The sequence below is a fragment of the Clostridium sp. AM29-11AC genome, from assembly GCF_003480545.1.
Lineage (GTDB): Bacteria > Bacillota > Clostridia > Lachnospirales > Lachnospiraceae > Otoolea > Otoolea saccharolyticum_A.
On the sequence record NZ_QUJI01000001.1, the window covers coordinates 333,278 to 345,420 of the forward strand.

General features: G+C 52.1%; 11 protein-coding genes. All 11 read left to right on the forward strand.

The annotated features are described in order from the left end of the window. The 11 genes from DW757_RS01565 to rbfA all read left to right on the forward strand — a co-directional run bounded on the left by DW757_RS01565 (window position 1) and on the right by rbfA (window position 12,059). The gene (locus DW757_RS01565) at window positions 1–786 is read left to right on the forward strand and encodes an ABC transporter ATP-binding protein (RefSeq protein ID WP_008397330.1); all 786 of its coding nucleotides are present in this window, start codon (window positions 1–3) and stop codon (window positions 784–786) included. Beyond that, the gene (locus DW757_RS01570) at window positions 773–1,573 is read left to right on the forward strand and encodes an ABC transporter permease (protein WP_008397331.1); all 801 of its coding nucleotides are present in this window, start codon (window positions 773–775) and stop codon (window positions 1,571–1,573) included. The genes DW757_RS01565 and DW757_RS01570 overlap by 14 nt, the downstream gene beginning before the upstream one ends. Before the next feature lie 430 nt (window positions 1,574–2,003). Next, window positions 2,004–4,547: an ATP-binding protein gene (locus DW757_RS01575; RefSeq protein WP_182433225.1), complete on the forward strand. Its 2,544-nt coding sequence runs from the start codon at window positions 2,004–2,006 to the stop codon at window positions 4,545–4,547. After that, the gene (locus DW757_RS01580) at window positions 4,525–5,385 is read left to right on the forward strand and encodes a carbon-nitrogen hydrolase family protein (RefSeq protein WP_008397334.1); all 861 of its coding nucleotides are present in this window, start codon (window positions 4,525–4,527) and stop codon (window positions 5,383–5,385) included. The genes DW757_RS01575 and DW757_RS01580 overlap by 23 nt, the downstream gene beginning before the upstream one ends. 58 nt (window positions 5,386–5,443) lie before the next feature. Then, window positions 5,444–5,968 (forward strand): nitroreductase family protein, encoded by a 525-nt coding sequence (locus DW757_RS01585; RefSeq protein ID WP_021965793.1) that lies wholly within the window; start codon window positions 5,444–5,446, stop codon window positions 5,966–5,968. Between the two features lie 298 nt (window positions 5,969–6,266). Continuing rightward, window positions 6,267–6,734: a ribosome maturation factor RimP gene (gene rimP / locus DW757_RS01590; RefSeq protein WP_087383073.1), complete on the forward strand. Its 468-nt coding sequence runs from the start codon at window positions 6,267–6,269 to the stop codon at window positions 6,732–6,734. Window positions 6,735–6,758: 24 nt separating this feature from the next. Further along, window positions 6,759–7,985: a transcription termination factor NusA gene (gene nusA, locus DW757_RS01595; protein WP_008397340.1), complete on the forward strand. Its 1,227-nt coding sequence runs from the start codon at window positions 6,759–6,761 to the stop codon at window positions 7,983–7,985. Window positions 7,986–8,051: 66 nt separating this feature from the next. After that, a complete protein-coding gene (locus tag DW757_RS01600; RefSeq protein WP_008397341.1) occupies window positions 8,052–8,321 on the forward strand; it encodes a YlxR family protein in 270 nt (89 codons plus the stop codon). Further along, a complete protein-coding gene (locus DW757_RS01605; RefSeq protein ID WP_008397343.1) occupies window positions 8,308–8,643 on the forward strand; it encodes a ribosomal L7Ae/L30e/S12e/Gadd45 family protein in 336 nt (111 codons plus the stop codon). Before DW757_RS01600 ends, DW757_RS01605 begins: the two co-directional genes overlap by 14 nt. Beyond that, window positions 8,630–11,617 carry a translation initiation factor IF-2 gene (gene infB, locus DW757_RS01610; RefSeq protein WP_118750784.1) on the forward strand — a complete coding sequence of 996 codons (2,988 nt, stop codon included), beginning with the start codon at window positions 8,630–8,632 and terminating at the stop codon, window positions 11,615–11,617. Before DW757_RS01605 ends, infB begins: the two co-directional genes overlap by 14 nt. Before the next feature lie 49 nt (window positions 11,618–11,666). Then, window positions 11,667–12,059, forward strand: coding sequence for a 30S ribosome-binding factor RbfA (rbfA, locus tag DW757_RS01615; RefSeq protein ID WP_044931212.1), 393 nt, complete (start codon window positions 11,667–11,669; stop codon window positions 12,057–12,059). Window positions 12,060–12,143 lie beyond the last annotated feature (84 nt).

Genomic DNA, 12,143 nt, shown 5'->3' on the forward strand with positions numbered 1-12,143 from the left:
ATGATTTCCAAGCTGGAAGTCACAGGGCTCAGCTATTCCTATCACTCTATGGATGGGGAGACGCAGGCCCTTTCAGATATATCCTTTCAGGTTGAGGAAGGGGAGTTTATCGCTGTAGTAGGGCCGTCAGGCTGCGGAAAATCCACACTTCTGTCTATTATCTGCGGCCTGATTAAGCCGGATCAGGGGGCGGTGCGGATCGATGGAGAGCCGGTGGAGAGAACCAGCCCCAAGCTGGGATACATGCTCCAAAGGGATCATCTGTTTGAGTGGAGAAGCATATTTTCCAACGCTTCCCTGGGGCTGGAGATACAGAAGAACCTGGATGAAGAGCACAGGGCTCTGGTTCTGAAGCTGCTCGGGGATTACGGCCTTCTGCAGTTTAAGGATGCCAGGCCGTCAGAGCTGTCGGGCGGGATGCGCCAGAGGGCGGCGTTAATAAGGACACTGGCTCTTGAGCCGGAGATTCTGCTGCTGGATGAACCGTTTTCTGCTCTTGATTATCAGACAAGGCTGGCTGTCTGCGATGACATCAGCTCTATTATCAGGGAAACGAAAAAGACGGCTGTGTTAATCACACACGATTTGTCGGAGGCAGTCAGCGTGGCGGACCGGATTATCATTCTCTCAAAACGTCCGGGAAGGATTAAGGCCATTCTCCCTGTGAAATTTTCCAAGCCGGGGCTGGGCCCCTTAAGCCGGCGCAATGCTCCCGAATTTTCCGGGTACTTTAAACAGGTATGGAATATTCTTGAGAACAGGGAGGAGTCCCATGAGCAGGTATGAAAAATATGAAACCCTGGCCCAGCAGGTCTTTGTGGCAGAACAGAAGCGATACAGGAGAAGGATAGCGGCAGGGCGCTTCCTGCTCCTTTTTCTTCTTCTGGCACTCTGGGAAATCAGCGCCGATACCGGGCTTCTAAATGATTTTATTTTCAGCTCCCCGTCGCGGATGCTGTCCTGCTTCGTTTCCATGACGGCGGACGGGAGCATATTTGTCCATATGGGAGTGACACTGTTTGAAACCCTTGTCAGCTTTGTCCTGGTGGTGCTTTTAGGGCTCTCCGGGGCCATGCTTCTGTGGGCCAGCCGTACGGTTTCCGATCTGCTGGAGCCGTACCTTGTGATGCTCAACAGCCTTCCGAAGTCGGCGCTGGCCCCGATTCTCATTGTGTGGCTGGGAAACAATATGAATACGATTATAGTAGCCGCCGTTTCCGTAGCCGTATTCGGCTCCATTCTGACCCTGCACAATGGTTTTTCCACCATGGATCCGGAACAGATTAAGCTAATTTACTCCCTGGGCGGAACCAAGAAGGATGTGCTGAGAAAGGTTCTTCTTCCGGGCTCCCTGCCTCTGATTATCAGCAACATGAAGGTGAATGTGGGACTGTGTCTGGTGGGAGTCATCATCGGTGAGTTCCTGGCGGCCGACCGGGGACTTGGCTATCTGATTATCTACGGCAGCCAGGTATTCAAAATGGATATGGTCGTCATGAGCATTGTAATCCTGTGTTTTATGTCAGCCCTGCTGTACCAGGCCATCGCAGTTCTGGAGAAAAAAATCAACTGACCAGCGATTTTTGGATATGCTGGAAGGGAAAGAATTCAGATGAGATGGGCAGCCCCACAGGCTCTGGACAAAATGGGATAAAACAAGTGTAAAAGCAGATAGGTTCTTGTCATTCCTGAAAAAAGGAATTATAATGAAAGCCAGGAGAAAACGGCCCGGATTGGGCAGAGGGGCTGCTGCATCAGTCAGACTCCGGTATATTGATGTGCTTCAGGGCTGAGAGTCAGATTGGAGGCCTGGGGCAGGCTTTTCGAGATGCGTTCAATATATCCAGTCACAGGATGATGCAGCGGCCTTTTTCAGCTTTCATTAAATTTCTGCGGATTTTCTGTAAACTAAAAAGCCCGCACGGATGTGCAGAGTCTGACTGCCTGCACATCCACGGGATATGACTGCGGACTGCGCAGTCAGGACAGGAGGGAGCATTGATATGAAAAGGCGCAGGGCAACGCCAACCTATCTGATTGTCATATTAGCTATTTTCGTTATTGGGATATTCATCTGTATCATTGGAATGAACAAGGCTATTCTGAGCAGCGCACAGCTTTCAGGCGTAGAGATTGCCAGGAGGTTTGCAGCGAATGAGATGAATTACAACAAAGAAAACGAGGCGGTGTTGAATACACTGGAGATCGGCCTTCGCCCAGGCAACCGGCCGGAGGATATCCCCTCCTGGCTTCGCGAATATCTGGAATATCTCTGTGATGCCACAGGAATCCAGAATGTGGAGGCCTACGCCTCTATCGACGGAAAAATCGTGGCTGCTACATACTGGGAGGGGGGCGCCTCCTTTGAATCAGAACAGACGGAGTGGTATCAGAAGGCGATAGAGGCAGACGGGGATGTGATTTACACAGATGCGTACACAGACGTCCGCCTCCAGAGTACAGTGGTAACCATGGCGAAGCAGATAGAGGGAACAGAGGATGTGGTGGCCCTGGACATATATCCAGGGCAGATGAATGCCAGTCAGAAGATTGAAAATATGCCTGAGAGGTGCAATTATTTTCTCTGCGATTCTAAGGGCACTCTCGTTTACTCCATCATTCAGAATGGCTCCCCTGAGGATGCGCAGTGCTGGTTTGACGGGCTGTTCGGCGAAATAAAAAATGGAGTTCATGACGACTACCGATCCTACACAGTGGGAGTTGACGGCCTGAAAAGGGGCGTTTATTACTACCAGCTGGACAATGGCATGTATTCCGTTATAACGATTCCCTATGAGGAGCTTTTAAAGGGGACTGTAAACATCCAGAGAATGTTTGCGTTCATGCTTATCGTGTTTGTGGGAGTGGTGGCAGCCTTCCTCATACGTGACCAGCTGAAAGCCAGAAAGGAGCGCCTTTATGATGATATTGTGAGGGTACTGGGAAATTCCTATTATGCCCTCTACCTGATCGACTTAAAAACAGACGAGTATTCTATGCTGAAGGGCTCCGACTTCGTGAGAAAAGAGCTGGAACAGACCGGCAGGTACAGCGATCTGCTTCGGGTGGTATCAATGATAGTGGATGAGGATTCCTACAAGGATTTTACAGAGTCCTTTGCCATAGAAAACATGAGAGAGCTTGTCCAGAAGAGAGTCCGCGACTTCGGCGGAGACATCAGGCGCAAATTTAACCATGAATACCGCTGGGTACATGTGCAGATGCTTTACGATGAATCCCTTCAGAATGATAAGGTTGTACTGTGCTTTAAGGATGTCAATGAGGCGAAAGAGCGGGATCTCTCAAGAATGAAGCTGCTGAGGGAGTCTCTGGAGTCTGTGGAAAAGATGGCCAAATCCAAAAATATGTTTTTTTCCAATATGTCCCACGACATGAGGACACCGCTTAACGGAATTATCGGACTGGCCAGGCTGTCCCTGAGCCGGGAGGAGGATGCAGAGCACATGAGAGACTCCATGAACAAGATTCTGGCTCTCGGCAGCCAGCTTCTGGAGCTCATCAACGATATTCTGGAGATCTCCAAGATAGAACAGGGAAAGCTGGAGATCAGCGGCTACGACTTTAACCTGCAGGAAAGCCTGGAGGAGCAGCTTGAGGTATTTAAAATCCAGGCGGAAACGGAGCACAAAAATTTTTCGGCGTCACTCGACATAGAGGACGCCTGTGTCAGGGGCGACTGGAGAAGAACGCAGCAGGTGTTAAACAACCTTCTGTCAAATGCATTCAAATTTACCGGAGAGAACGGAGCGATCTCCCTGTCTGTCCATGAAATCAAGGAGGTAAACAGCCGTTACAGAAAATACCAGTTTATTATCTCTGACACTGGTATAGGCATGAGCCGGGAATTTCTGAAAAAGATTTATGAGCCCTTCGAGAGGGAGACACGGTTCGGCGCCGCCAATGTGGCGGGAACGGGTCTTGGAATGGCCATTGTCCATAATCTGGTGCTCCAGATGGCCGGCACTATAGAGATTGACAGTGAGCTTGGGAAGGGAAGTACGATTACTGTAACACTGCCGTTCCTTCCCGGGGCAGAGAAGGAACCGGAGAAAAAGAGGGAGCAGATCCTGGAGACAGCAGACCTTTCCGGATACCGGGTTCTCCTGGCAGAGGACAATGAGATCAACATGGAAATATCCACAGAGCTCCTGAAAATGTACAACCTGGATGTGACACAGGCGTGGAATGGAAAAGAAGCCGTGGAGCTTTTCAGGGAGATGGGAGAGGGCTTTTTTGACATTATCCTGATGGATATGCAGATGCCGGTGATGAACGGCTGCGAGGCAGCCAGACAGATTCGCGCCATGAAGCGGCCGGATGCCTCCACAATCCCAATCATCGCCGTGACGGCAAATGCCTTTTCAGAGGACATAGCAGCCACGAGAAATGCGGGCATGAACGCTCATATCTCAAAGCCCATTGACTTCGAGATATTCCGAAAGACCGTTGAAAGCCTGTTGAAGGATAGAAAAAACAGCAGAACAGAAAAAGAGGAGAACAGCAATGAAACAGATCAGAAAATATGAGGCAGCTCTCATCCAGATGGATACCCAGAATGACAAGGGAGAAAATCTTAAAAAGGCCCGCCGCTTTATAGAGGAGGCCGCCGCCCACGGGGCAAAGCTCATCTGCTTTCCTGAGGTGATGAACCTGATTGGAAAGAATACAGGAGAGGGAGGGGGCAGGGAGGAAGTTCCCGGCTATACTTCAGAGATCCTGTGTGAGGAGGCGAAAAAGCACGGAGTTTACATCCATGCGGGCAGCATCACAGAGCAGGTGCCCGGGCAGAAGCGATCCAGAAATCTGAGCTTTCTCATTAACCCGGAGGGAGAGATTATCGCCGGTTACCGCAAGCTCCATATGTTTGACATCACCCTTTCGGACGGAACTCCGTTCAGGGAGTCGGATCGGGTGCAGGGGGGAGAGGAGATTGTCACGGCAGAGACAGAGCTGGGCGTGTTCGGAATGTCTGTCTGCTATGACGTGAGGTTTCCGGAGCTCTACCGCCTGATGGCTCTTTCAGGGGCTCAGGTGATTTTCGTCCCTTCCAGCTTTACCATGCCTACCGGCAAGGATCACTGGGAGCCGCTTCTCAGAGCCCGTGCCATTGAAAATGGCTGCTACATCATAGCTGCCGGACAGACAGGGACAAAGCCGGCCTATACAGCCTACGGAAACAGTCTGGTGGCAGATCCCTGGGGAACCGTTATTGCCAGAGCCAGAGATGAGGAATGTATTACCTATGCCCAGATCGATCTGGACTATCTCGATAAAATCAGAGAGCAGCTGCCGTCCCTGGAAAACAGGCGCACAGATGTGTATGAGGTGATTTACAAAAAGGGCAGTGCTGCGAAGGACAGATAGCTGCAGAAGCAAAAGGGAAGCAAAAAAGGAAAGCAAAAAAGAAAAAGGAGGGGTCAAGATGAACGTACTGGAAGCCATAAAGAAAAGAAAAAGCTACAGGGATGTGTTTAAGAAAGAACCTGTGCCGAGAGAGGATTTGAGAGAGATCCTGGAGGCGGGGACAGCCGCACCGTCCGGCTGCAACCTGCAGACAACACAGTTTATCGCAGTGGACGAGCCGGAGCTTGTAAAAAAGATCGGCGAAATCTATGGCCGGGCGTGGGCCATGACGGCTCCGGCGGCCATTCTGGTGCTCACCAAGTACACGATGGCGCCCAGCGGCGCCTCCTACCACATTCAGGACTACAGCGCGGCGGCGGAAAATATTCTTCTGGCCATCACGGCCAAGGGGTATGCCACCACCTGGATCGAGGGGCAGATTCTGGGACGGCGCGCAGAGGAGATAGGGAGGCTTCTGGGGGTTCCGGAGGATATGCAGGTCGTTCTCTATCTGCCTGTGGGAATTCCGGAAAAGCCGTTTAAATCTGTGGCCAGGCTGCCCTTTGAGAAGAGGGCCTGGTTCAACCGGTATGGGGAAGATTAGGACTGCGGGGGCTATGGTTAGGGCTGCGGGTGCAGAAATGAGAATCAGAACGCCCCAGGAGAGGGCAGAGGTTTTAATGGAGAAACAGGGGATATAAAATGTAAAAATCCCTCAAAAACCCTCGACGATCCCCTTGCACTCCGCTGCAAAAGGTGCTATACTTGTTGCGATAACATAATAGACTGACTAGAAAGAGTGGACCAAAAGTCCACTCTTTCACTTTGTTTTGCAGGAAGCAAAATTGTGTTTCCTGCATGGCAGAATGCTCTGGCAGGACACAGAGAAAGGCGGTGTTTGAATGGCAAAAAGAGAAGAATATGAGTCAAAGGTAGAAGCGTGGCTGCTTCCCCTTCTTGAAAAGTACAAATTTGAACTGGTAGATGTGGAGTACGTGCGTGAGGCCGGACTCTGGTATCTGAGAGCCTATATCGATAAGGAAGGCGGCATCACGGTAGACGACTGTGAGGTGGTGAGCAGGGAGCTGGGCGACTGGCTTGACAAGGAGGATTTCATCGCCGACAGCTATATTCTGGAAGTAAGCTCACCGGGACTGGGCCGTCCTCTTAAAAAGGAAAAAGACTTTGCCCGCAGCCTGGGAAAGGATGTGGAGGTAAGACTTTACCGCCCGATTAACAGACAGAAGGAATTTACAGGAGCCCTGAAAGCATACGATGCAGATACAGTGACACTTTCCATGGAGGATGAGAGCGAACTCGTCCTTGAGAAATCAGACATTGCGTTAATACGCCTGGCCTTTGATTTTTAAACGATAGGAGGATAAAAAAAGAAAATGAGTAAAGAGTTGTTCGAAGCGTTAAACGTGCTGGAAAAGGAAAATAATATCAGCAAGGAGGTGCTTTTCGAGGCCATCGAAAATTCCCTTCTCACAGCTTGCAAGAACCACTTCGGCAGGGCAGATAATATCAAGGTTTATATTGACAGGGAAAAATGTGATTTTGCTGTCTACGCTGAGAAGGAAGTGGTTGAGAACGTGGAGGATCCGCTGACTCAGGTAAGCCTTGCAGAGGCAAAGCTGATGGATCCCAGGCATGTGTACGGCGATATTGTCCGCGTAAACATCAACTCCAAGGAGTTCGGACGAATTGCCACCCAGAACGCTAAAAACGTAATTCTCCAGAAAATCCGCGAGGAGGAGCGCACCGCTTTATTCGATCACTGGTACTGCCGCGAAAAAGATGTGGTGACAGGAATCGTTCAGCGCTATGTAGGCCACGACGTGTACATTGACCTTGGAAAGATTGACGCAGTCCTCAAGGAGAGCGAGCAGGTGAAAGGGGAGGAGTTTAAGCCGACCCAGCACATCAAGCTCTTTATCCTCGAGGTGAAAAACACCAAGAAGGGGCCGAGGATCACTGTATCCAGAACCCATCCGGATCTGGTAAAGCGTCTGTTCGAGTCCGAGGTGGCTGAGGTGAAGGACGGAACTGTGGAGATCAAGGCCATTGCCCGGGAGGCAGGCTCCAGGACAAAGATTGCAGTGGCATCCAACGATCCGAACGTGGATCCGGTGGGCGCATGCGTGGGCTTAAACGGCGCGAGAGTTAACTCCGTGGTAAGCGAGTTAAACGGCGAGAAGATTGACATTATCAACTGGGATGACAATCCTGCCCTCTTAATTGAGAATGCGCTGAGCCCGGCCAAGGTGATCTTTGTAGCTGCCGACGAGGAGGCGAGAGAGGCTCAGGTGATCGTGCCTGACTACCAGCTCTCCCTGGCTATCGGCAAGGAAGGCCAGAACGCAAGACTTGCAGCAAGGCTTACAGGCTTCAAGATCGACATTAAGAGCGAGACCCAGGCCAGAGAGTCAGGGCTCTTCGACGAGATGGAGATGGGCTACGAGCAGGGCTTCGAGGAGGGACTTCCGGAGAGCACGCAGGCCGATGACTTCTCCGATTACACGGAGCCTCAGGACGCAGAGGACAGTATGGAGGAACAGGCAGAGGAAGCTTTGGAGAGCGGGCTGGAGAGCGGCGCCGTCTACAGTGACGGGCAGTAATTCCGGCATCGATCCGGTCTTTAAAGCGCAGCAGAAAACCAGATTGGGAAGTGAGAGAAATTGGGAATGAAGAAGATCCCGCTCAGACAGTGCATCGGCTGCGGCGAGATGAAAAGCAAAAAGGAAATGATCCGCGTGCTCAAAACTACTGAGGATGAGATCGTCATCGACGCCACCGGACGCAGGAACGGACGCGGAGCTTATATCTGCCCTTCCATGGAATGCTTTAAAAAGGCCGTAAAGAGCAGAGGGCTGGAACGCTCCCTGAAGATGGCCATTCCAAAGGAAGTGTATGAGGCATTGGAAAAGGAGATGGAGCAGATTGGACAGCAGTAAGAAGGCGCTTAATCTTCTGGGCCTTGCTACCAAGGCAGGGAAAACAGCAAGCGGAGAATTTATGACAGAAAAGGCCGTAAAGGAGGGCAGAGCCTTCCTGGTACTCGTTTCAGAGGAGGCCTCAGACAATACCAGAAAAATGTTTACAAACATGTGTACTTATTATAAAGTCCCACTGTATTTTTTCGGAACGAAAGAGGAACTGGGCCACTCCATGGGCAAGGAGATGCGTGCATCGGTTGCCGTACTGGACAGCGGTTTGGCGAAAGCACTCGTGAAACAGTTGAATCAGAATGGAGGCGGTAAGCATGAGAGTCAATGAGTTGTCCAGGGAGCTGGGCAGAACCAATAAAGAGGTGCTGGATTTGCTGAGGGCGCAGGGTTATGAGGTGAAAAGTCATTCCTCTAATGTGAGCGGTGAGCAGATCGACGCAGTGCGGAGAGGCTTTGCCGGAAAGCCCGCCAGGGCAGAGAAGGAGCCGACGCCGGTTAAAGGGATGGGAGAATCTGAGGGCAGAGCGCCTTCCAGAGAGGAACAGAACAGCTCGAGAGTCAAATCCCAGGAAAACCGGGAGAATTGGGAACAGGTACAAAAGGAAAGAATAGGAAAGGCGGAAGCAGCGAGAGTGGAAGAGATTAAGAGAGAACCAGTAAAGACAGAAGCAGACGGAAACGGAACAGCCGAGCCGCCGAAGAAGAGGATTACGGCTGTATACCGTCCGCAGAACAGTACAATGAAGAGCAGCAAACCATCCGGCGGACAGAGACAGGGCCAGGGACGCTCCCAGGGAGGAAACGGCCAGGGACGTCAGGGAAACCAGAACGGCCAGGGAAATCAGGGAAGCCGTGAAGCAGGCCAGGGAAACCGCGACGGAGGAAGAAGCTTTAACCGTGACGGCCAGGGAGGCCGCGACGGAGGAAGAAGCTTTAACCGTGACGGCCAGGGAAGCCGCGACGGAGGAAGAAGCTTTAACAGAGACGGCCAGGGAAGCCGCGACGGAGGAAGAGGCTTTAACCGTGACGGCCAGGGAGGCCGCGATGGAGGAAGAGGCTTTAACCGTGATAACCAGGGAGGCCGCGACGGAGGAAGAAGCTTTAACCGTGATAATCAGGGAAGCCGCGACGGTCAGGGAAACCGTGACGGAGGAAGAGGCTTCAACCGTGATAATCAGGGAAGCCGCGACGGAGGAAGGGGCTTTAACCGTGACGGTCAGGGAGGCCGCGACGGAGGAAGAGGCTTTAACCGTGACGGTCAGGGAAGCCGTGACGGAGGCCGCGGAGGCTTTAACCGTGACGGTCAGAGAGGCCGCGGAGGCGACAGAGGCGGCTTAAGCATTCCGAAGCCATCCTTTGACGGACCGGTTGTTCAGAAGCAGCAGAATACAAAGCAGAGCAAGAACAACTATAAGAACGATTACAAGAACGACAAGTACAGCAGGCCTGACCGCGAGGAGGAGCTTCGCACAAAGCCGGGCAGAGGAGGAAAGCCAGGAAAGGGAGCCTTCATCATGCCTCAGAAGAAGGAAGAGCCTAAGACAGAGGAAGTAAAGACCATTATTCTGCCGGAGGTTATCACCATCAAGGAGCTGGCTGAGAAGATGAAGATGCAGCCGTCCGTGATTGTAAAGAAGCTGTTCCTTCAGGGAACCGTTGTCACCATCAACCAGGAGGTTGATTATGACAAGGCTGAAGAGATCGCCATGGAATTCGACATCCTCTGCGAGAAGGAGGAAAAGGTCGATGTGATCGAGGAGCTCCTCAGAGAGGATGAGGAGGACGAGAAGGATATGGTGGAGCGTCCGCCGGTTGTATGTGTTATGGGACACGTTGACCACGGAAAGACCTCCCTTCTCGATGCCATCCGCCAGACGAATGTGACGGCAAAGGAGGCCGGAGGAATCACCCAGCATATCGGTGCCTATGTGGTTGAGAAGAACGGCCAGAAGATCACCTTCCTGGATACACCGGGACATGAGGCGTTCACAGCCATGCGTATGCGCGGCGCCAAGTCCACAGATATCGCCATTCTTGTAGTAGCTGCAGACGACGGCGTGATGCCCCAGACCATCGAGGCCATCAACCACGCCAAGGCGGCAGGCGTTGAGATCATTGTGGCAGTCAACAAGATTGATAAGCCAAGCGCCAATGTGGAAAAGGTAAAGCAGGAATTAATCGAGTATGAGCTGGTTGCCGAGGACTGGGGCGGAAGCACAGTGTTCGTGCCGGTGTCCGCTCACACCAAGGAGGGAATCGAGGAGCTTCTGGAGATGATCCTCTTAACTGCTGAGGTGAAGGAGCTGAAGGCAAACCCGAACCGCCGCGCAAGAGGCCTTATCATCGAGGCAGAGCTTGACAAGGGCAAAGGACCGGTTGCCACTGTCCTGGTACAGAAGGGAACCCTCCATGTAGGCGATCCCGTTGCCTGCGGTTCCTGCTACGGAAAGGTCCGCGCCATGATGGACGACAAGGGCCGCCGTGTAAAAGAGGCAGGACCGTCCACACCGGTAGAGATTCTGGGATTAAATGACGTCCCCAACGCCGGAGAGGTATTTGTGGCTACAGAGAATGAGAAGGAGGCGAGAAACTTCGCAGAGACCTTCATCTCTGAGGGCAAGAACAAGTTAATTGAAGATACAAAGGCAAAATTATCACTGGATGATCTGTTCTCACAGATCAAGGCCGGAAATGTGAAGGAGCTTCCGATTATCGTGAAGGCAGACGTGCAGGGCTCCGTGGAGGCTGTAAAGCAGAGCCTTACCAAGCTCTCCAACGAGGAGGTTATGGTAAAGGTGATCCACGGCGGCGTAGGCGCAATCAACGAGTCCGACGTAAACCTGGCGGCAGCATCCAACGCGATTATCATCGGTTTCAACGTGCGTCCTGATGCGACAGCCAAGTCCATCGCAGAGCGGGAGAAGGTTGATGTGAGACTGTACCGCGTCATCTACCAGGCAATCGAGGATGTGGAGGCAGCCATGAAGGGTATGCTTGACCCGATCTTCGAGGAGCAGGTAATTGGCCATGCAGTTGTGCGCCAGACCTTCAAGGCCTCCGGCGTGGGAACCATTGCCGGTTCCTATGTGCTGGACGGAAAGTTCCAGAGAGGCTGCAAGGCGAGAATCACCCGCGACGGCGAGCAGATTTTCGACGGCAACCTGGCATCCTTAAAGCGGTTTAAGGATGATGTGAAGGAGGTTGCAGCAGGCTACGAGTGCGGTCTTGTATTTGAGAAATTCAACGATCTCCAGGAAGACGATATGATTGAGGCATATGCGATGGTGGAGGTTCCGCGCTAACAGGCGCGGGATGCCGCCGGACGTGCAGCAGACTGGAAAGCGAGGAAATATGCGAAAAAACAGCATTAAGAATACAAGAATTAACAGTGAGGTTCAGAGAGAGTTAAGCGAGATCATCAGCCGTGAGATCAAGGATCCGAGGATTCACCCCATGACCACCGTGGTGGCTGTGGAGGTGACGCCGGATTTAAAATACTGCAAGGCGTATATCAGCGTTCTCGGAAGTGAGGAAGCCGGTAAGGAGACCATAAAGGGCTTAAAAAGCGCCGAGGGCTTTGTGCGCAGACAGCTTGCATCCAGGATCAATCTGAGGAACACGCCTGAGATTACCTTTGTGCTGGATCAGTCCATCGAATACGGTGTCAATATGACACACCTGATCAATGAGGTGACGAAGGATCTGGATACAGACGAACCGGAAGCAGATGAGGATGAGCTGTAGGGCCGGCAGTGCCGTTTCACACAGACAGCAGTCTCAGGCTGCTTGACAGGATTTGAAGCCTATACACAGAAAGGGCGGCAGGAA